The 23,271-nt window shown below is 63.9% G+C and carries 5 protein-coding genes; all 5 read right to left on the reverse strand.

The annotated features are described in order from the left end of the window. Nucleotides 1-12: 12 nt before the first annotated feature. Genes DXT77_RS22385 through DXT77_RS22405 form a run of 5 tightly spaced genes read right to left on the reverse strand, consistent with a single transcriptional unit; the run spans nucleotide 13 to nucleotide 23,096 of the window. The gene (locus tag DXT77_RS22385) at nucleotides 13-219 is read right to left on the reverse strand and encodes an MbtH family NRPS accessory protein (RefSeq protein WP_119429213.1); all 207 of its coding nucleotides are present in this window, start codon (nucleotides 217-219) and stop codon (nucleotides 13-15) included. Next, nucleotides 216-890, reverse strand: a complete 675-nt coding sequence (locus tag DXT77_RS22390) for a hypothetical protein (RefSeq protein WP_256663010.1) — start codon at nucleotides 888-890, stop codon at nucleotides 216-218. Before DXT77_RS22390 ends, DXT77_RS22385 begins: the two co-directional genes overlap by 4 nt. Further along, entirely contained in the window at nucleotides 887-9,982 is a 9,096-nt protein-coding gene (locus DXT77_RS22395) for a hybrid non-ribosomal peptide synthetase/type I polyketide synthase (protein WP_119429214.1), read from the reverse strand. The genes DXT77_RS22390 and DXT77_RS22395 overlap by 4 nt, the downstream gene beginning before the upstream one ends. Next, nucleotides 9,979-14,091, reverse strand: a complete 4,113-nt coding sequence (locus DXT77_RS22400; RefSeq protein ID WP_119429215.1) for a non-ribosomal peptide synthetase — start codon at nucleotides 14,089-14,091, stop codon at nucleotides 9,979-9,981. The genes DXT77_RS22395 and DXT77_RS22400 overlap by 4 nt, the downstream gene beginning before the upstream one ends. Continuing rightward, nucleotides 14,088-23,096, reverse strand: coding sequence for a non-ribosomal peptide synthetase (locus tag DXT77_RS22405; RefSeq protein WP_119429216.1), 9,009 nt, complete (start codon nucleotides 23,094-23,096; stop codon nucleotides 14,088-14,090). The genes DXT77_RS22400 and DXT77_RS22405 overlap by 4 nt, the downstream gene beginning before the upstream one ends. Nucleotides 23,097-23,271 lie beyond the last annotated feature (175 nt).

A 23,271-nucleotide genomic window follows, 5' to 3' on the forward strand; every position in this document is an offset into this window, starting at 1 on the left:
CTCTCACCTTTCTTATTGGAACGACACCGATGACTGCTCGCGCAGAGAACGCGGGCGCATGTCGATCCAGTGCTCATTGATGTAATCCAGACAGACCTGACGTTCGCCACGCATCCCGGCCGCATTCCAGCCGCTGGCCATCGGCTTGCCCGCCGGCCACAGGGAATACTGACCCTGAGCGTTGATCACCACATCGAATTGCTGCTGTGCATCGTTCATGTCGTTTCTCCTGTTGGATGGGACTGCAGGTGCCGGATCAGCCCTTGTGCGAGATGGTTGAACAGCGCACGTCGCTCCTCGTCGGTCTTCGCACAGGCCCAGACATAAACCCGCGCCGACGCTGCGCAAACCTGCGCATACGCATCCGCGTCGTCAGTCGCAAAAGCCCGGGACGAGATTTCAACATTGGCGGCGGCATGGGCCTGAGCGAACGCAGTGGCGCTGGCGTCGGTATTCAGTTGCGCGTAATACACCGCGAACGCCTCGGCATCGCCGAAGTGCTCGGCGATCATCGCGGTGTTGCTCGGCGCGAGGCCGTAAGTCATCGCACTGGCATGGGCCTGGGCGTACGCCGCGTCATAGGCATAGGCCCGTCGATACAACGCCAGCAACACCGGTTTGAGGGTGGCCCGCCACTCGCCGTGACGCCCGGACAAACCGAGGGCCGCCCGTTGATGCAGGCTTTGCAGTGCGAGCAGCGCTGGCCGGTGTTTCGGCAATGCCTCGCATAGCATCGGCAGCACCACGTCGGCTTGCCAACGATGAACTGGCCGAAGCGACTGCGGTTCATCGACCCTGTAAATCATTTGAAGCAAGACATCGGGCTGCTCTTCGCACAGCACCTGCGCCAAGGTTGGCAACCACCGAGGCATCAAGATCGGCTCATTCATCTCGACGACTCCTCCGTGCCGATGACCTCGGCCAGCAACCGCGCCCAACGGCCCGCCACGATGCCGTAGTGGTCGGTGTCCAGTTGCTGCCAGCTCTGCAACTGCGGCAGCAAGGCCTGCCAGTTGCGTTGCAGGTCATTCATGTTCCAGGCGTTGCCCAGCCCATAAGGGTTGGCGTGCCCGGCGATAAACATCCACACGGATGTGGCGACCAACGCCGGGGGCTGGAAATCGACCATGCTGGCCATGTTATTGCGACAGCACACCGTCAGCCGTTGCAGATAAGCCTGACGCTCCTCGGACATCCCATGCCCTTCAACGTCAGGCCAGCGTTGGGCGAACTCTCGCTGGAACACCTGTTCGATGGTCCGCTCGTCGATGCCGGCCAGTTCCGCACCGGCATCCGGCGCGGGTGGGTCGATCAGATACAGCAGCGGTTGCCTGAAGCCTTCAGCCTGAGCTTGCAGACACAGCGCCTGCGCCACCCAGGCCCCGAACGACCAACCCGCCAGACGCCAGGCGCAACCGTCCGGAATGTGGGACTTGATCGCCTGCAGATACCACCGGGCCCGCTCGACAATGCTGATGTTCGGCAGCGCCGGCACACGCAACGCAGGGTCTGCAATCACGCAGACACCCAGTTCCGTCGGCAGCGTCGAAACCAGTTCCCGATAGGCCTGAACATCGCCGCCCACCGGATGGATCAAATACACCCACTCGCGACCGGCGCCGGCATGCCATTGATCGATCCGCACCGCGTCGTTCCAGCTGTGCGACGCGTCATCTGAAGCCTCTGCCGTGGAATCTGCCACCAGCCCCAACACCTCGCCCAGGCTGACCTTGTGGCTGAACTGCGACAGCTGGAACACCTCGCCGGTGGCCGCTTGCAGTTCATCGATCAGGTCCAGCAGGGTCAGCGAATCCGCGCCCAGGTCGTACAGCGAATCGTCGTCCTCCAACTCAGCCACGCCGAGCCATTTGCACAGGCATTCACGCAGGCGCGCGGAAAGATCCACGCCCTTCGGCACTGCGACCGGCGCGGCCACGGCGCCATGGCGAACCGGATAGAAACGCCGCGCGGTGTCGATACCGGTGGTCGAAACCAGCAATTGCGGCAACTGCGCCGCCATCGCCAGATCGAACACCCGACAACCCTCTTCGGCCGACAAGCCGACCGTCAGATGCTCCTGATGCGCAGCGTCCCCGCCATTGCTGGTCGTGGCCATGCCGATGTCGCGCCAGATGTCCCAGTTGATCCCCAGACGCAGGCAAGCATTGGTCGTGTCCGGACGGTAATGCGCGAAGCCGTCGAGCACACCACTGGCTGCCGAATAGTCCAGATGCCCTGCGCCGCCGAACAGTGCCGACATCGACGAGCAGTACAGGACGAAGCCCGGCGAAAGCTGCTCGATCAGGCTTTCGACCGCGAGCATGCCGCGAGTCTTGGCGGCCATCGCCTCGGCCATCTGCCGGGCATCGCGATGGCGAATCAGACTGCCCGCACCGACACCCGCCGCATGAATCACCCCGGTCAGCTGACCGTAACGTCGGGCCAGTTGCTCGAGTACCTGCGGCCAGCGTGACAGGTCAGCGATGTCCGCCTGAACGCAGTCGATTCGCGAGGCGTAGGCCGCGAGTTCTACAGGCAATTCACCTTGACGGGAGAGCAACACCACACGCCGCGCAGGTGCTTGCAACAGATGTTCGCAAAGGGTTCGACCAATCCCGCCAGTGCCGCCCAGCACCAGAAACGTGCCGTCCTCCGGCAGCAGGCTGGAAGTCGTGGTCGGACCCGTTAATGGCTGAGCGATCAACCGTGGCTGCCACAGGTAACCGTCGCGCACCGCCATCCGCCGAGGCAACGCGGCCGGATCGCCGAGCAGCGCCGCCAGCTCTCTGGCCTGCGCATCAAGGTGCGGCGACGGCCAGTCCAGCCAGTGGCAACGCACCGGGTATTCCTGCGGCGCCACCTCGCTGATCCCGGCCAGCGCCCCCAGCTCGGGACGCCGTACTTCGCCATCCACCGGACACGCCTGCCACGACATCAGCCACAACCGCAGTCGTGTCGTGCGCGCGGTTTGCCCCCAGGCCTGCATCAGCGCACTGACCGTGTCCAGACAGGCCCACTGCGCCAGATCCAGCGATTGCTCGTTGACCGCGCCGGACACTGCCAGCGGCAAGGTGTGCAGCCAGTCGAGTTCGCCGGGTTCAGGTTCTGTGACCTCGGTGAGCAAACGGCTCAGGGCTTCGGTGTCCAGCGGATCCAGTTCGAATCGATCTGCGCCGAGATGCTTGAAGCCATTGCCGGTGCGGACTTGAACCACACGTCGATAAACCGTTCGCAGATGTTCCAGCAATGCCGCGCCGGGTGCTTCATGGCTGCAAAGGATCAGCGTTTCTCGTATGGCCTCTGGTGCTTTCAAGCCCAGGCGCTGGACACGCACCCACTGCCGCTGATGAAACCACTGCGCCAGCGGCTGCCGCTCGATGCCTGCCAAAACCGGGGCAACGATTTCGCCAGGGGGTTGAAACCGATAGGTCTGGAGATCAAAAGACGACGGCTGCAAATCCCATGGCGGCGGTGCCGAACGCTGCGGCCACTGGATATGGGCGCCTTCGTACCAGGCTTCCAGCAACGCCTGCGCTGTATGATCACGAACGGTCAGCTGTGCACCCGAAGTGGTGATTTCCTTGATCGTTGTCGGCTGCAAAGGAATTGCGTCACCCGGTTGGCAGACCATCGCAAAGCGCCAGCGCAGTTGCCGGCGACCAGACTGCAAGTGCCGCAGCAATGCAGTCCGCTGTTCCGGATGCGCTTGCATGTGCTCGCGAATCACCGCGATATCGCGCAGCAGCTCCGCTCGGCTGTGGGCCGAGATCATCAACAGTGGCAGCGTTTCCTCGGTCAAGTCCTGCGACTTGGGTGCAGCGCCGACAATCACATGGGCGTTGGTGCCACCAATCCCGAAACTGCTGACACCCGCCAGACGCCGCCGCCCTTCCGGCCACGGCCGCGATGCAGTGGGCACATAGAACGGCGAATGCTCCAGATCGATCTGCGGGTTGATCCGGCCAAACCCGAGGTTCGGCGGCAACACGCCATGGAACACCGCCAGACTGGCGCGAATCAGCCCGACCACCCCCGCCGCCGCACCCAGATGGCCGATCTGGCTCTTCACCGAGGCCAGCGCGCAGCTGCCGGCCGGCGCTTCGCCGAAGGCCTTGGTCAACGCCGCGACCTCGATCGGATCCCCCAGCAAAGTGCCGGTGCCATGGGCTTCGATGTACCCGATGTCAGCGCCCGTCAGTCTGGCGCGATTCAAGGCGTCGCTGATGACTGCACTCTGCCCGGCCACCGATGGCGCGGTGTAGCTCATCTTGGCCCGGCCATCGTTGTTCAGTGCAGAGCCTTCGAGCAACGCGTAGATCCGGTCGCCATCCGCCCGCGCCCTGGCCAATGGCTTGAGCACCACCACGCCATAACCGCTGGCGCCGATGGTGCCACTGGCGTCGTCACTGAATGGACGGCACAGACCATCGGCGGAAAAGATGTGCTGCGAGCGATGACGGTAGCCATCAGTCAGGGTCGGGTCGATCAGCACGCCGGCGGCCAGCATCACGTCACTGTCGCCCTGGCGCAGCATCGAACTGGCCAGGTGCACGGCGATCAGCGAACTGCCGCACGCCGCCTGCACGCTCAGGGCCGGGCCGTTGAGGTCCAGGTGATACGCGGCTTTGGTCGCCAGAAAGTCCTTGTCGTGATGCAGCGCCATCTGGAAGCCGTCCGGCAGATCGCCTTCTGCAGTGTCGCGCAGCATCTGCTGGAAGTAGGTGGTTTCGCCGCAACTGGCGATCAGGCCGATGCGCGGACCATCCGCCGACGGGACGATGCCCGCGTGTTGCAAGGCCTGAACGCACCCCATCAGCAGATGCCGCTGTTGCGGATCCATCAGACGCGCTTCCTGGCGGCTGATGCCGAAGTACTCGGGATCGAAGTCGAGCATGCCGGCCAGTTGGCTGCGGGCGCCGACCAGACCTTCTTCGGCGGCAAAGTGTTCGATGCCCAGCTCGTTACCCTGCACCATCGCCCAGAACTCGGACAGGTTCTGCGCCCCGGCCACATTGACCGACATGCCGATGATTGCCATCGGCTGATGACCAGCATCGGTCTGCCGGACACGCTCCACTGCTGCCACCGAAGCCGTCGACAGATGCGCCGCCAGACGCCGAATCGTGACGTGTTCGAACAGGTCGGCCATCGTCACCTTGTGCGGCAGCGCTTCGGCGTAACGACCATGCAAACGCATCAGGCCGAGACTGGTGGCGCCGGCCTCGAAGAAGGTCTGTTCCGGTTCGATGTCACGGCCGATCACATCCCGGAACAGCTCGCTCAGTTGCCGCTCCAGTGCGCTCAACTGAACAACCGGTTGTAGCGTACTGCGCCGCTCCAGCGCCTCACCCACATTCGGCAAGGCCTTGCGGTCGATCTTGCCGCTGGGGGTGCGCGGCCAGACGTCGATCCGCCGATATTCATCGATCCGCACATGGGCCGGCAGCTGTTTCGCGACCTGACGATCGAGCTCTTGCGACGTCGCAGGCTCGCCGTCGAGTTGCAGCCAGGCGATCAGGCGCGGCGGATCAGCCTGAACCGCCACCACCGCGTTGACCACTTCCGGCACCTGCATCAGGGCCGCCTCGATCTGCCCCAGCTCCAGACGATGGCCGCTGAGTTTGATCTGCTGGTCGTCACGTCCCAGATAATGCAGACAGCCTTGGGCATCGGCCCACGCCAGATCGCCGGTGCGATAGAACAAGCGGCCCTCTGGCAACTCTACAAACCGCTTGGCATTCAGACCTGCATCACCCAGATAGCATCGGGAAACCATCGGCCCGGCCACCAGCAGATAGCCGCGACTGCCAATTGGCACCGGGCAATCTTGCTCATCGACCAACAGCAACCGGGCATTGCCGACGGCATGACCGATCGGTGCACGCAACGCCCAGTCACGGGGCTGCGGAGGCAGACGCAAGGCACTGACCACATGGGTTTCGGTCGGGCCGTAGTGATTGAACAACGAAGCCTGCGGCATACCGCCGAACCAGTTGCGCAGCGCGTCGGTACAGAGCAATTGCTCCCCGGCGGTGATCACTTCGCGCAATGCCGACGGATACACTCCGCGAGCCACAGCGGTTTGCGCCAGATGCTGCAACGCCACGTACGGCAGGAACAACCGCTCGATCCGCGCCTCGACCATGTATCCCAACAACGCCTCGGCATCCTGACGCCAGCGCGGCGTGATCAGGTGATAGCAGCCACCCCCGCACAGAGTGCTGAAAATCTCCTGAAACGACACGTCGAACGACAGCATCGAGAACTGCAAGGTCACCGCTTTTGCCGGCAACTGCCCTTCCGTGCGCTGCCATTGCAGCAGATTGCACAGGGTGCGTTCCGACACTTGCACACCTTTGGGCCTGCCGGTCGAGCCGGAGGTAAACAGCGTGTACAGCGGTCGCTCACCGGCGTGACGTGGACGCTCGAACGCTTCGGCATCGACGTGCAGATTGACCCGGTGCGTGGCGAATCGTCCGTCATTGAGATCATCGAGCGCGGCCACCGTCGTGTCGCTGAACAGCACACAATGCGGTTGCGCCTGTTCCAGCACCTGACGCTGGATCGCCACCGGATAACCGGGATCCAGCGGCACGGCGGTCAGATTGAGTTTGGCCAGGGCCAGCAGCGCGACGATGTGCTCGACCGAGGCATCGAGGAACAGCACCACATGCAGCGGCGCTTTTCCCTCCGGTAATGGATGACGCGTGATCAATGTCGCCGCCAGGGAATCGGCCAGCGCATTCAGCTCGGCATAGCTGAAACGACGCTGACCTTGCACCAGCGCAACCGCATCCGGCGTGCAATGCACCTGATGCTCGAACCAGTCTGCAAGTGTATTGAACGGCAGCTCGCCCTTCGGACCTTCACTGGCCGGGGCCAGAGCATGTCGATAAGGCCCCAGCAGACTGTCGAGCGTTGCCGCCGGGCTTTCCAGCAACAGGTCCAGACCACGGCGGAACAATGCGTTCACCGTGCTCATCTGGTCGGCATCGAAATAGCTGCACTGATATTCCCACCAGCACTCCAGCTGCGAACCGCTGCCCACCATCAACAAGGTCAGCGGACATTTGGCGTGCAGGTGTTCGTTGAACTCAAGGGTCGCGCGCAGGCTGGAGTCAGCCAGCGCCGCGTATTCGGTGTTTTCCAGCACGAACATGAAATCGAACAGCGCAGTATTCGACGACAACCGCAGATCTTCGACCAGATCCGCCAGTGCCACATCTTGCAGCGCCAGCACCTCGCGCACGGTGGCGGTCTGTTGATGCAGCTGTTCACTCAGGGTCGCTGCGTGGTTTACGGCGGTGGGAATCAGCACGGTGTTGGCAAACATGCCGACGCTGTCCTCGAACTCCGCCAGGGGCCGGTTGGCCACCGGGCTGGCGATCCGGGCCCGCTCGCACCCGGTCAGGGCGTAAAGACTCCAGGCGAAGACACTGAACAGCACTTCGAAACGGGTCAGTCGCTGTTGCGTGCAGAACCGTTCAAGGGCTGCACTGCGCACCGCGCCGAGGGTCTCGCGGTGCAACCTCGCGTCCGGGCTGACCGGGCGCATCGGCATCAGCGCGGGCGATGGTTCTTCCTGCCGCCGATGCAGCTCAGCCAGGGCTCGCCGCTGGTCGCGGTAATGCGGATCGACGCTCCACTGCCGCTGCCACTGGCCAAACTCCAGCGTCGTCAGATGGGCTGCCGATTCAGGGCTTTCGCGACCTTGCACGGCGTCGGCATAGAGCTGCTTCAGGTCGTCGAACAGCAGGTTCACCGACCAGCCATCGACGATGATGTGATGCAGATTCAGCAGCAGCCGACAGCTGCCATCGGCGAACGGCAACAGCCACGCCTGAAACAGGTTCGGCGTGGACAGGTCGAACGGCGTGGCGAACACCAGCTCCGCAAAGGCCTGCCAGTTGTCTTCGGTGAAATGCCCGACGGCAAAAGTGCTACAGACCGAGCCTTGCTCGGCAATCACCTGATCAAGACCCTCGGCACCCGATGCGAATGCCATGCGCAAACCAGGATGGCGCTTCACCAGACGGTCCACGGCCTCGCCCAGTGCTGCGACCTCGACACCTGCCGCCAGATGCAGAATCAGCGGCACGCTGTAAGCGGTCGAAGTCGGCGAACGTTGCTGCAACAGCCACAAGCGGCGCTGTTCGGCGGTGGCCGGCAAGCGTGCGGCGCGGCTGATCGCAGGCGCAGGTGGATAGATCGAATCGCCACGCTCGCCCAGCAGTTGTCCGGCCAGTGATGAGAAAGACTTGCTGAGCAACGTGTCGAGGGGGATCTCGCGCTGCCAACGGGTCCGAATCGCCGAGCGCAGACGCATGGCCTTGAGCGAATCACCACCACTGCCCAGCCAGTCGTCCTGCGCACTCAGGCCCGGTTGGCCGAGCAGCGAACGCGCCTGGCTCAGCAACCAGTCCAGCGTCGGCGAAGCGTTGTCGTTTTCCATGGCCACGGAAGCTGGATGCCATGGGTTCAGCGGTTGCCCCAGCAAGCTGTCGCGATCGATCTTGCCATTGGCCGTCAGCGGCAGGCGCCCCAGCAGGAACAACTGATGCGGTCTCATGTATGGCGCCAGTTGCGCCCGCAGATGGGTTTCGAAGGCGTGATAGTCCAGCTCCCCGCGCGGCACGATGAACGCCAGCAACTGATGATCCTCCGCCGCCTGACGCCGGGTGCAGACATACACCTGCGCCACGCCCGGATGCTCCAGGATCCGTTGTTCCACCTCCCCCGGCTCGATGCGGAAACCACGAATCTTCACCTGCCGGTCGACCCGCCCCAGATACTCGATCAAGCCCTCGGCATTGCGCCGCACCAGATCGCCGGTGCGGTAATGGACGTGCGCGCCACCGTCGAGGTCGGGCAACCGGACGAACTGGCGGGCGGTTTCTTCGGGCCGGTTGCGGTAGCCACGGGCGACGCCGCTGCCACTCAGGTACAACTCGCCCATCTCTCCCGCAGGCACCGGCCGTTGCTGCTCATCCAGCAACAACACACCGGTGTCCGGTAACGGTCGGCCAATGGGCGCCAGGTCACCGGTAAAGTCGCGGCTGATCGGCCAGCACAGGGCGAACGTGGTGCATTCGGTGGGACCGTACACGTTATGAATCCGGCACCCGCTATCAGGATTCGCCCGATACCAGCCACGGACGGCCGCAGCGCTGATCTGCTCGCCGCCGATCAGCACCTGACGTGCGCTGGAAAAGCACGACGGCCACTCGGCAATCAAGGTGTTGAACAGCGACACCGTCATGAACAGGTTGTCGACCTGCGTCCGTTCCAGCACCTCGGCTAGACGCCGGGCATCCAGCACGTCTTCGTCGGCGATCATCACGCAGCAACCGCCGTTGAGCAGCGGCGCCCACAGCTCGAAACTGCACGCATCGAACGCCGGGTTGGACAGGCAGGCAAACCGGTCCATTGGACGAATTTCGATATAGCCGGCGGTGTGCGCCAGTCGCAACAAACCGCGCTCGCCAACCTCGACCGCCTTCGGTGTGCCGGTGGTGCCCGAGGTGTAGAACAGGAACATCACCTCGGCGAACTCTGCGGTCAGCGCTTGCGGCGGAACGTCCGGTTGATCGAGCAACGCCTCGACACTGACTTGCCAGAGTGAGGACGACATCAGTGGCTCTTCGTTCAGGGTAATCAGCCCTACACACGCCGCATCCGCCAGCATCAATTCCCGCCGTTTGAGCGGACTGGCACGGTCCAGCGGTACGACCACCGCGCCAACCTTCAACGCGCCGAGAATCGCCGCCAGCCATTGCCAGCAACGCGGCATGCACAACGCCAGCGACTGGCCGGGCCCGACGCCGCGTGCCAGCAACCCTCGGGCGATGCGCTCGCTGGCGCTGGCCAGTTCGGCGTAAGTCAGGGTTACCGAGCCGTCGATGACGGCCAGGGCTTGCGGATTGTGCTGCACTTGCTCGGCAAAGCGTGCGAGCAACGTCAGGTCATTGGATGCGCTCATCATTTCGCCTCCTGCGCGGCGAAGCGTTGCAGCTCCTGCCGGATAATCTGCGAGACCCGATGGATTTCTGCACTTTCGAGCATGTCCCAGTGCCCGCCGCTGACCAGTTTCGCCAGATAACCGCTGCCCGCGCGACGCCGCCAAAACCCGCGCAGCTCATGCAACTGATGGCGACTGAAGTCTTCCCTTGCCTGAATCAGCACCACACGCCCGGCGCGCGGCGCACATTCATAGGCGGCCATGGCCAGACGGTTGTGGTTGTAGATATGGAAATAGCGCTCGACTTGCGCATCTTCGATGCCGGGGTACATGCCGTTGAAACGCACCAGTTTGTCGCGGAACTCGGCCATGTCCACGGTGCCGATCTGCTCGCGGAAACCCGGATCGTCGCTGCCCTGGGTATCTAGCAGCACCACCGTCACCTGACGATGCCCGGCCGCCGTCAGCAACCGAGCCATTTCATAAGCCACCAGGCCACCGAACGACAGCCCGGTGAGAATCAGCGGTTGCGTCGTCAGCGGTTCGATCAATCGCAGATAGGCCTCCGCCATCGCTTCGACTGTTGGCTCGGTGTCTTCTCCCGGATTCAGCCCCGGCGATTGCACGCCGTAAACGCCAGCCTCGTCCGGCAACACCTTGGCCAGCGACAGGTAACAGAACGCCGTGCCGCCCGCCGGGTGAATGCACACCACATTGCTCTGCCCCGCCCCACGGCGGAACTCGATCAGATTGCCCTGCGCCACCGCCGGGTTGGCCCCGACCCGCAGCCAGCCGCCCAGCGCCTCGATGGTCGGATAGCTGAGCACCACGCGTACCGGCATTTCAACCGCGAACACCTGGCTGATTTCATGGGCCATCTTGATCGCGGCGATGGAGGTGCCGCCGACATTGAAGAAGTTGTCGCGGATACCGATCTGCGGCACCAGCAACAGACGTTTCCAGATCTGGTACAGCGTCAGTTCAATGTGGTCGCGCGGGCTGCTCAGGTTGACCTGACGATTGACCATTTCCTCGTCCGCCAACGCCGTCAGCGCAGTCCGATCGACCTTGCCATTGGCGGTCAGCGGCAAGGTGTCGAGCCACAGATAACTGCCGGGGACCACCGCACGTGGCAGGGTCGTCGCCAGATGGGCCTGCACCGCCGCTTCATCCATCGACTCGGCGACCACACAACACGCCACCAGCCGCTGATCCTGCGCCGCCTCGCCGACCATCAACACCACGGCGCTGCGGATACCGGGAAACGCTTCGAGCCGGGTTTCGATCTCGCCCAGCTCCAGACGCACGCCACGTAACTTGACCTGGAAGTCGTTGCGCCCGAGAAACTCCAGTTGGCCGTCCGGGCGATAACGCGCCAGATCGCCGCTGCGATAGAGCCGATCACCTGCCACAAACGGGTTGTCGATAAAGCGCTCGGCACTGAGCTGCGCCAGCCCCAGATACCCCCGGGCCACGCCGACGCCGCCAATGTGCAATTGCCCGGTGACACCCACCGGCACCGGCTCGTCGCGGTCATCGAGCACGTAAAAACGGTTGTTGGAAATCGGTCGGCCGATCGGCAGTTGCCGGGCCGGGACTTCGGCGCCGGGCTCAAGGGTCCAGATGCTGTTGATCACCGTGGTTTCGGTCGGGCCGTAGACGTTGTGCAGGCGCGCATGGGGCAGACGCTCTTGAAAACGCCGGGCCAGGGCTGGCGGCAGTTCACCGCCGCCGCTGAATACATGGGTCAGCGACGCACACTGGCTGACCTCGTCGACTTCCAGAAACAGCTGCAACATCGCCGGCACGAACACCAGCGCCGTGACCTTCTGCTCACGCACCTCGCGGGCCAGATACGCCGGTTCGTAATGCCCGCCGGGCCGCGCGATCACCAGCCGTCCGCCGGTTGCCAGCGGCCAGAAGGTCTCCCAGGCCGAGGCGTCGAAACCGAACGGGATCTTGTGCAGCATCGCTCCCGCTTCGCCACAGACCTGCAAACACCAAAGCAGCAGGTTGCTCAGGCCACGGTGGGCGACCATCGCGCCCTTGGGCAAACCGGTGGTGCCGGAGGTGTAGATCACGTAGGCGAGATGGTCAGGGGTGACGCCGACACTGCGAGGATCGAGATTATCCGTCGGCAGCGAAGCCCAGCTCGCGGCATCTTTTTCGAGGTCGAGAATCGGCGCTTCCCAGGTCGATCCTTGCACGGCCTGACGCAAGATTCCGTGCGCCGAACCAAGGGTCAGCAGCACCGCCGGTGTGCTGTCGCCGAGCATGTGGCTCAGGCGTCCCAGCGGATAATCGGGGTCCAGCGGCACATAGGCGCCACCGGCCTTGAGCACTGCCAGCAACGCCACCGGCAGTTCCAGCGAACGCTCGATGCACACCGCCACGCGCACATCCGGTCCGACGCCCAAGGTGCGCAAGTGCCGCGCCAGCCGGTTGGCCCGGGCATTGAGTTCGGCGTAGCTCAGTGACTCGCCTTCAAAGACCACCGCACAAGCCTGAGGGTTGCTTGCGACCTGAGTTTCGACCAACTGATGTACGCATTGAGACGCTTGCGTCAGCGGCGCAGTGCGGTTGAAGTCGACCAGCACCTGCTGACGCTCAGCCTCGTTCATCAACGGCAACGCATTGATCGGTTGCTTGGCATCAGCGGCGATCTGTTCGAGCAGATGACGGTAGTGCCCGCTCAAGCGTTCGATGGTCGAGACGTCATAGAGGTCGGTGTTGTATTCCACCAACAGGTCCAGCCGCCCTTCCCGCTCGACCCACTCGAACGCCAGATCGAACTTGGCCGTGGCGCTACTGGTGCCGTACGGCGTCAGTTCCAGATCGGGCATCTGTACGCCGCTGCCCGGAGTGTTCTGCAACACCAGCATCACCTGGAACAGCGGCGAATGACCCGGATCGCGCGGCGGATTGACGGCCTCCACCACGCGGTCGAACGGCACGTCCTGATGGGCGTGGACGTCGAGCATCTGGCCGCGCACCTCGCGCAGCAGCTCGGCGAAGGTCTGCTGCGGATTCAGGCGCTGACGCAGCACGAGCGTGTTGACGAAATGGCCGATCAGCGGCTCGACTTCCGGACGATTGCGGTTGGCAAACGGCGTGCCGATGCACAGATCCTGCTGACCGCTATGGCGCCACAGCAACACCGCCAATGCGCCGAGCAGCACGTTGAACAGCGTGCCCTGGGTTTGCCGGGCCAGCGCCGTGAGTTCGCGCAAGGTGCCGCCATCGACCGAGGAACTGAACGTGGCGCCGACATAACGCTGCACCAGCGGGCGCGGCCGGTCGGCGGGCAAGGTCGACAACAACGGCGCGTCGTCCAGGGTGCGCCGCCAGTAATCGAGCTGAGCGTCCAGCACCGCACCGCCAACCCGCTGTTGCTGCCAGCAGGCGTAGTCGGCGTATTGCACCGGCAACGGCGCAAGCGTCGAGGCCTCTCCACGCCGATAATCGCCGTACAGCATGGCGACTTCATGCAGGATCACGCCCATCGACCAACCGTCGGCGATGATGTGGTGCACGCTGTACAGCCACAGGTATTCGTCTTCAGCCACACGCAGTAACGACGCCCGCAACAACGGCCCGGTGGCCAGATCGAACGGCGCCCGGGCGTCCTGTTCGACGGCGAATCGCACTTGCTGCTCACGCTCGTCGGCAGGCAACTGGCGCAGATCCGTCACCGACAACGGCAGAGGCATCGACGGATGCACCACCTGACGCGGCTCACCCTCCACGCTGCAAAACGTCGTGCGCAGGACTTCGTGGCGGGCAACCAGTTCGTTCAGTGCCCGCTCCAGCAGCGCCACGTCCAGCCGCCCCTTCAGCGTCAACGCCGTGGGCACGTTGTAGAACGGGTTGCCGGGTTCCAGTTGATCGAGAAACCACAGTTGCCGTTGCGAGAACGACAACGGCCAGGACTCCTGCGCGCCGGCACGGCGGGGAATCACCGTGTCATCGTGCCCGCCGAGCAAGGCAATCAGTGCCTGCTTGTGACGCTTGAGCGCCCGGGTCAGTTCTTCGGTGAGAAACCCGCGCGGCGCCTTGCAGCGCAGCCTGTCACCGTCCACTTCGAGCACCACGCCATGGCGAGCGAACAACGCCAGCAATTGATCGGCATTCATACTTCGAACTCCTCCATGTCTTCGTCGTCCAGGCTGGCTGTCACAGGCTCGATGGCAAATGCCTCGACCGGCGCGCGGTGTTGTTCATCGGCCGTGCGCAGCCCGCCGATCATCGAGTAGATCAATTCATGACTCGGCCCGAGGTCGAACAGCGTCGTCAGTTGCTGTTCCTCGACCGAGCCGATGCCGCACAGACCCAGACCGTGTTCGACGGCAGTCATGCTCAGCAACTGGGCCATGGCGCCGCTTTCGATGTGGCAGAAATCACGGCTGCGCTCGCCGTACAACGGGCGGATCGCGGCCATGTCGGCGATAAAGAACAGTGAGAACGCAGCGTTTTCGTACACCGGGCGATTGACGAAATAGTCGTAGGTGTCCGGGTCGAGCAATCCGCTCTGGAGCGCCAGCAAGCGATGCTGGCGGGGATCGTAGTAATACGCGCCGCCGGGCACGCCGAGCACGCGGTCCGGCTTGACGTAGAGGTACGCCTGAATCGGGTACAACCCGCCCGCCGACGGGAACTGGTATTTCACTTCGCCGTCGAGTTGTCCCTGCGCCAATGCCGCCAATACATGTGCAAAGGCTTGAGTCGCAATCGGCTGCGCGCCGAACTGGCGCACCGAGCGGTAATCACTCAAACGCCGGGCGAAGGCCGGGTCTTGCGGCAAGTCCAGTGCCACCTCCGGCAAGGCTTGAGCAAAGGCACGGCGACCGCGTTGCTCAGCCTTGAACTGCGCCCGCTGCTGTGGATCCTCGATGATGTCCTGCGCGGGCTCCGGGGCCTGCTGCACGTTGCCGAGCAGATCCTGACGCGCCCGGTTCTGGCGGTACATGCCAAGCAGATGCAGCAACGTCGGCTGGGCCAGCAATTGCGCCACGTGCGGGCGAAACTGCAAGGCGCCGGACAAGGCGTTGCTGATCCTGACGATATCGATTGAGGTCGCGCCGAGGTTCAGCAGGTTGGCATTGGCGGCAATGGACTCGCGCTTGAGCACGTCCTGCACGATCTCCACCAGCCGCTGTTCCTGCGAGCCCTCGACTTCCAGCGCCGGCCCTTGCTCCTCGATTTGCTCCGGTTCCGGCAGGCGTTTCTTGTCGACCTTGCCGTTGGACGACAACGGCCACGCCTCGACAAAGGTGAATGACGTCGGAATCATGTAAGCCGGCAGCTTGTCCGTCAGGTAGTCGGTGAAATCACTGGCCTGCAACGCCGGATCGGCCTTGAGCACATAACCCGCCAGACGCTTCTCGCCCAGCGTGCTGCCAAGAATCCGCACCACAGCGCTCTGCACGCCGGGATGGCGATTGAGCGCGGCTTCGATTTCGCCCAGCTCGATGCGATAACCCTGGACCTTGACCTGATTGTCTTCGCGACCGAGGAATTCGATGTTGCCGTCCGGCAGCAAGCGCCCCAGGTCGCCAGTGCGATACAGCCGTTCGCCAGTCAATGGATGGTCGAAGAAGCTACCCGCGCTGAGTTTTTCATCGCGCCAGTAACCTTTCGCCAGACCGATGCCGCCGATGTACAACTGACCCGCAACCCAGGCCGGACGGACCTGCAGCGCTTCGTCCAGCACATAGAACCGCTGATGGTCGAGAGCCTTGCCGTAGGGAATGCTGCGCCAGGCCGGATCGACGTGCTTCACCGGATAATAGATCGACCAGATCGACGCTTCGGTGGCGCCGCCGAGGCTGATCAGATGCAAGTCCGGCTGCAACGCCCAGGCCCGCTCGGGCAGGGTCAATGGAATCCAGTCGCCCGACAACATCGCCACCCGCAGGCTGGCAGGCAATGCACCGCCCTCGCCCTCCACGTACTCGACCAGCATGCCGAGCAGCGCCGGCACCGAGTTCCACAGGCTGACCTGATGACGCTTGATCAACTCAAGCCAGTGCGCCGGATCGAGGGTCAGTTGCGGATCGAGGATGACCACCGCCGCGCCTACCGCCAGAGTGCCGAAGAAGTCATAGACCGACAGGTCGAAACTCAGCGAGGAGATCGCCAACACCCGATCATTCGGGCCGACGGCAAAACGCCGGTTGATGTCGAGCAAGGTGTTGACCGCACCGCGATGGTCGATCACCACGCCCTTCGGCTGACCGGTGGAGCCAGAGGTGTAGATCACGTAAGCGAGGTCGCTTTCGTTCACCTGCACCGGTTGCAGTGGCAATGCGTCGTTTGAGACTGCATCGGTCACGGCGATGGGCGTGACCTGCGCCGGCCATTCGATTTTGTCGAGCAGCGTCGGTTGGGTCAGGGCCAGGCTCGCCTCGGCCCGCTCCAGAATATGCCGCAGCCGTTCCGCTGGCTGACTCGGTTCGATGGGCAGATAAGCGCCGCCGGCATACAGAATCGCCAGGGTCGCCACCACTTGCTCCCAGCCGCGCTCCATCACCACCGCCACCAACCGGTTCGGCAGCACGCCCTGCGCTTGCAGGCGGGCGCCGAGTTGCCAGGCTTCGCTGCGCAACTGGGCGTAGGTCAGCTGCCGCGTGCCGATGACCGCCAGTGCCTCCGGCGTGGCGAGGGCCTGACGTTCGAACAGTTCGTGCATCAATGGCAGCGTTTGCTGATTGTCGACCGGTGCCGGCAACCGCGCCTGCGGCAACAGTTGTGGCGTGTTTGCGTCCCAGGCCGCCGGCTCGCAGAGGCTGTCGAGCAACGTGTTATAGGCAACGAACATCTGCTCGATCATGCCTTGCGGGAACAGTTCGTCGATGCTGTCCCAGTTGAACAACAGCCGTCCTTCCAGCTCCAGCAACGTGTGGTCGAGCCACACCTGCGGGGTCTGGGTGATGCTGTGCATGTGTCTGGCGTTCAATGCGTCCGCGAGGTTGAACTCGGCCAGTTCCGGCGCCGCTTCCGACAGCGTGCTGTTGAACACGATCGGCATCGCCGTCTGCTGCACACCCCGGGCCTGGGACAATTCGCGCAGCACCCGCACACCGCTGACCACCGAATGGTCGATGTCGCGCCACAGCTGCGCCTGCACGGCGCGGGCCTTGTCGGTGAAGCTCAGCGCCCCGTCGATACCGACTTCCAGCAGCACCAGCGAGGTGAAGTCGCCGATGATTTCGTCGACATCCGAGTGCAACGGCATACGGTTGAACAGCGGCAGGCTCAGGGTGAAACGCGGGGTGCGGCTCCACAGCGCCAGCACTTCGCTGAACGCGGTCAGCAGCATCACCGACGGCGTCACCGCAAACTGCTTGGCCACGGCTTTGAGCTGCGCCCACTGCGCCGCCGACATGTCGCGGTCGCGGCGGGTAAAGTGCGGGTTGGCGATGCTCTCGGGTTGGCGCACCAGCGGCAGGTCCGGCGCCGGGGCCAGAGTGGTCACCCGCTCACGCCAGTAGCCCAGCGCCTGCTCGTAGCGGCGACCATTGCGCAGCTGTTGTTCGGCCAGCACGTAGTCGCGGAAGGTCAGGCCTGGTTCGACCAGCTCCAGCGCCGGATCGACGTAGAACGCCATGAGTTCGCGGGCGAGAATCTGCGTGCTCGCGGCGTCGACGATCAGCGCATCGAGGCTGATATGCAAATGGGTGATGCCGTCATCGAGCAACGACAGGCTGAACTCGAACAGCGGCCAACGACTGGCGTCCAGCACCTGATGGGACTGGCGTTCGCGGGTCGCTTCAAGGGTGCGTTGCGCCACGTCGGCGGGTAAACCGCGCAGATCGCTGCGCGGCATGCGGTAGGTCGGCACCTGCGCCAGCACCTGTTGTGTACCGTCGCTGAGGAAGATCACGCGCAGCATGTCGTGACGCCGGATCATGCGGTTCAGCGCCTGCTCGAAACGCTCGGCGTCGAACCCGGGAATGCGCAGTTCTTCGTAACCATGGGCGCTGACGCCGCCGAGGCTGACCGTGGCCTCGCGGCCGAACCAGTAGGCCTGCTGGATATCGGTCAGCGGGAAGGGTTCATGCCGATTGCCGCGATCCGGTTCGATCTGGATGAACGCCGGTTCAACGCTCTGCTCTTCACGCGAAACCTGCGCCGCCAGATCCCTCAACACCGGGGTCTGGAACAGGCTGCTCAGGGACAGTTGCGCGCCCATGCGCTGGTTGATCGCGTAGATCATCCGCGTCGCCAGCAGCGAATGGCCGCCGAGGTCGAAGAAGTTGTCATGGATGCCGACCCGCTCGCACTTGAGCACTTCGGCCCAGATCTCGGCCATTTGCCGTTCGATGTCGTTGCGCGGCGCCTCGTAAGTCGCCCCGGCGCTGCGTTCCGGTGCCGGCAGCGCCTGTCGGTCGAGCTTGCCGTTGCGGGTCAGCGGCAGTTGCGAGAGCCGGACCCAGGCACTCGGGATCATGTGTTCGGGCAACTGGCGTTGCAGTTCGGCGCGCAGGGATTCACTGGTCGCGGAGCCGACCACATAGGCCACCAGACGCTTGTCCCCGGCCACGTCTTCGCGCAACAGCACGGCGGCTTCCTGCACACCGGGTTGCTGGTGCAACAGGCTGTCGATCTCGCCGAGCTCGATACGGAAGCCGCGCAGTTTCACCTGTTGGTCGATGCGCCCAAGGTACTGCACGTTGCTGTCGGCCTGGAACTTCGCAAAGTCGCCGCTGCGGTACATCCGCGCGCCCGGTTCGTCACTGAACGGGTCCGGCAGGAAGCGTTCGGCGGTCAGGTCCGGGCGATTGAGGTAGCCCCGAGCAAGGCAGGCTCCGGCGATGTACAACTCGCCCGCCACGCCGACCGGGACCGGATTCAAATGTTCGTCCAGCACGTACAGCCGCGCGTTGGCGATGGGGCGGCCGATGGGCGGCGCGTCCGGCCAGGATTCAATCTCGTTGCAGTCAAGGCTGAACTGGCTGACCACGTGGGTTTCGGTCGGCCCGTACTGGTTATGCAACTGCGCGCCACCGAGCCCACGGACAAACCCGCGCAGCTCATCATTGATTTGCAGGGCTTCACCGGCAGTGATGATTTCGCAACCACCGGCCGGCATCGGTGCATCGGCTTCGGTCAGGCCGGCGAGTTGCTGCAACACGGCGAACGGCAGGAACGCCCGCTGCACGCCTTCGGCCACCAGGGTCGGGCGCAGTGCTGCCAAGTCCTTGCGGCTGTCCTCGGTCATCAGCAGCAGGCTGCCGCCCTGGCAGAGGGTGCTGCAGATTTCCTGGAACGAAACGTCGAAGTTCAGCGAGGCGAATTGCAGCACGCGCTGCGGTGTCGTCGCTTGATCGAGTTGCCAGTTGATCAGGTTGTCCAGCGCACGACGGTTGTGTGCAACGCCTTTAGGTCGCCCGGTTGAGCCGGAGGTATAGAGCACGTAGCCGAGGTTTTCCGGGCTTATCGTGACTTGCGGATCATCCGTCGGGTGCTGTGACCATTGCGCTGCGTCAGTGTCCAGGCAGCAGGTCTGCGCCTCGTTGGCCGGCAGCCCGGCCATCAGGCTCGATTGCGTCAGCAGCATGGTCGGCGCGGCATCGCTGAACATGAACGCCAGACGTTCGCTCGGATAAGCCGGGTCGAACGGCACGTACGCCGCGCCGGCCTTGAGGATTGCCAACAGGCCGATGACCATTTGCGGCGAACGCTCCAGGCACAGGCCGACGCGATGTTCGGGGCCGACGCCCTGTTCGATCAGGTAATGCGCGAGGCGGTTGGCCGCGCGATTCAGTTCGCCGTAGCTCAGTTGTTCGCGGTCGGCGAGCAGCGCCACAGCGTCGGACGATTGCCGGGCCAGGGTTTCGAAACGCGCCACGCAACCGGGCAGCGACGCGGTGTCCCGCGCGGTGCGATTCCAGTCGTGAACGATCTGCTGGTGTTGTTCGGCGCTCAGCAGCTTGATCCCGGCCAGCGACTGTTCGCTGTCCTCGACCATCTGCATCAGCACCCGGCGCAGGTACTCGCCGAACTGCTCGACGGTGCTGCGCTCGAAAAGGCCCGAGGCGAACTCCAGACCGCCGACGATCTGCCCGTCGCGCTCATGGAGCGCCAGTTGCAGATCGAACTTGGCCACGTGATGACTGCTCTCGACCGGCGTGACGTCGAGCCCGGTCAGCAGCAGATCGGAATCCTGATCCTGCTCCCAGGCAAACAGCACCTGGAACAGCGGGCTGTGGGCCAGACTGCGCGGCGGGTTGAGCAACTCCACCACTTGCTCGAACGGCAGGTCTTGATGCTCCTGAGCCCCCAGCGCGACCCGCCGCGCCTGTTGCAGCCATTGCGCCACCGATGGCGTGCCGGACCGGGTCATGCGCAGGGCCAGGGTGTTGACGAAGAAGCCGATCAGCCCTTCCAGTTCCTGCTGCGGACGGTTGGCCGATGGCACGCCGATCACCACATCGTGCTGCCCCGACAGGCGCGACAGCAGCAGCGAAAAACCGGCCAGCAACGTCATGAACAGCGTGGTGCCTTGTTGCATGCCCAGGGCTTTCAGGCGCGTGGTCAAGGCTTCGTCGAAGACCAGCGGGACAAAGCCGCCGAGGTAGTCCTGCACGGGTGGACGCTTGTGATCGGTCGGCAACTCCAGCAGCACCGGCGCGCCGGTAAGGGTTTCGCGCCAGTAGCGGTTTTGCTGTTCCAGCACTTCACCGGTCAGCCATTGCTTCTGCCACACGGCGTAATCCACGTACTGCACGGGCAATGGCGGCAGCGGATCGCCGCGATCCTGTAGCGCGGCTTCGTAGAGTTGCCCCAGCTCACGAGTGAGCACGCCCATCGACCAACCATCGGAGATGATGTGGTGCTGGGTCAGCAGCAACACATGGTCATCCGCCGCCAGTCGCACCAGACTTACGCGCATCAGCGGGCCACGGCTCAGGTCGAACGGCCGGGCACCCTCCTCGTCGATCAACCGGGTGAGACGCTCTTGAGCATCGGGCCCTTGCAGTTCGGTTACGGTCAGTCGAAGGCTGTGCGCAGGCGCTGAAACCTGCTGCCGCCCTTCCCCTTCAACAGCAATGAAGGTGGTGCGCAGCGCGTCATGGCGCGCCACCAGTTGATTGAAGCTGCGCTCGAGCGCCGGAACGTCCAGCAAACCGCGCAAACGCAGGTTAAGCGGCATGTGATACGCCGCGTTGCCACCCTCCATTTGCGCCAGAAACCACAGGCGCTGCTGGGCAGACGACAACGTTTGCGCGCCCGAGCGTTCAAGGGCCTTGATCGCAGGACGAGCCGCAGCCTGACTGGCTTGCAGCCGTTCGGCGAACAGTTTCAGAACGGGTGCGGCAAACAACGTCGAAGGCGCGACTTCCAGCCCAAGCGTGTGGCGAACCTGCGCCAGCACACGCATCACCAGCAGCGAGTGACCGCCAAGGCCGAAGAACTGATCCTCACGCCCCACACGCTCGACGCCGAGCACCTCGGCCCAGATCGCGGCGAGCGCAGTTTCCAGCGTTCCCTGCGGCGCCTGGTATTCCTGCTGATCAAATGCCTCGACGTCCGGCGCTGGCAAACCGGGCCGATCGACCTTGCCGTTGGCGGTCAGCGGCAGCGCATCCAGACGCACGAATGCGGTCGGCACCATGTAGTCCGGCAGGCTGACTTTCAGCCGTTCACGCAGGGAACGCGGGCTCAGCGTTGTGCCCGGTTTTTCGCAGTAATACGCGACCAGTCGAGGTTCACCTAGGCCGTCCTGACGCAGCAACACCACGCTTTCACGCACGCCCGGGATGTCCGCCAACCGGGTTTCGATTTCCCCCAATTCCAGACGCAGACCGCGCAACTTGGCCTGGGAATCGTTGCGGCCGAGGAATTCCAGTTGGCCGTCAGCTCGGTAACGCGCCAGATCTCCGGTTCGATACAAGCGCTCACCCGCCACGAACGGGTTGTCGATGAAGCGCTCGGCAGTGAGTTGCGGCAGGTTCAGATACCCCCGCGCCACGCCGACGCCTCCGATGTACAGCTCGCCCGCGACACCCTCGGCGACGGGCTCGCCTTGTTCGTCGAGCAGATAAATCCGGGTATTGGGCAGTGCCCGGCCGATGGGCAGCACAGCGTCGATCTGGCTGCTTTCGGTGAACTCGAAACAGGTGCTGTCGATGCTCGCTTCGGTGACGCCATAGGCCTGGACGATCTGCACCCGCTCACCGCAAAGCCTGCGCAATTGCCGGGCGCTGTGGGCGGTCCAGATGTCGGAGCCGCAGACCACGGTGCGCAGGAATGACAAGTCCTGGCCGCTCTCTTCGACCCAGGCCAGCAAGGGATTGAGCAGCGCCGGCACGAAGTCGGCAAAGCCGATCTGCGCCTCCCGCATCAGGCGATACAGGGCCGGCGGGTCCATCAGAGTGTCCCGGGGGCACAGCACCAGCGTGCCGCCAAACCCCAGCGCACGAATCAGGTCGGCGCTGAATACGTCGAAGGAAAACCCGGCCATTTGCAGGTGATTGACCGGCTCGCCCAAGGCATAGAGTTGCGTCCAGGCAGCGCTCACGGCGATCAGCCCGCGATGCTCGACCATTACGCCTTTCGGGGTGCCGGTAGAACCCGAGGTGTAGATCACGTAGGCCAGGTGTCGGGGTGTCAGGCCTGTCGCGTATGGATCGGGATTGTCCTGAGATTGCGTAGCCCAATGTGTTGAATCGCCCAGATCCAGCACCGTCGGCACCGTGGCCGACTGTTCGAGCGCAGCCAACAAAACATGCCGCACCTGACCGTGGGTCAGCACCACCGGCGGTGCGCTGTCGGCCAGCATGTGCGCCAGCCGCGCTTGCGGATACGCCGGGTCCAGCGGCACATAGGCACCTCCGGCCTTGAGCACCGCGAGCACACCCACCAGCATCTCCAGCGAACGCTCAAGACAAATCCCCACCCGCACGTCCGGCCCGACGCCGAGGCTGCGCAGATGATGGGCCAGGCGGTTGGCACGGATATTGAGTTCGCGGTAGCTGAGTGACTCTGCTTGCCAACGGACGGCAATGGCCTCGGGGTTGCGCAGCACCTGCGCTTCGAACAGACCGTGCACACACAGATCGGTGTCGAACGGAATCGAGGATGAAACGTCGGGCTGCGCGGGATTCGTCCCACGCAAGGAAGTGTTGTCGAGCATCGGAGGCTACCGTCCATGACTGCATTATTTTTGTGATCAGGCAGAGACAGCACGCGCCCCGCCAGTCAGGCCCCGGCAGCAAGTACCGGTTCGGTCATTCGAATTCAGGAAGATGGCGCGGCACGCGCATGCAGACTCGCGTCGCACGCAGGCACACACAGGAAACCGGGGGGAG

The sequence above is a fragment of the Pseudomonas sp. 91RF genome (assembly GCF_003576265.1).
GTDB classification, from domain to species: Bacteria; Pseudomonadota; Gammaproteobacteria; order Pseudomonadales; family Pseudomonadaceae; genus Aquipseudomonas; species Aquipseudomonas kribbensis.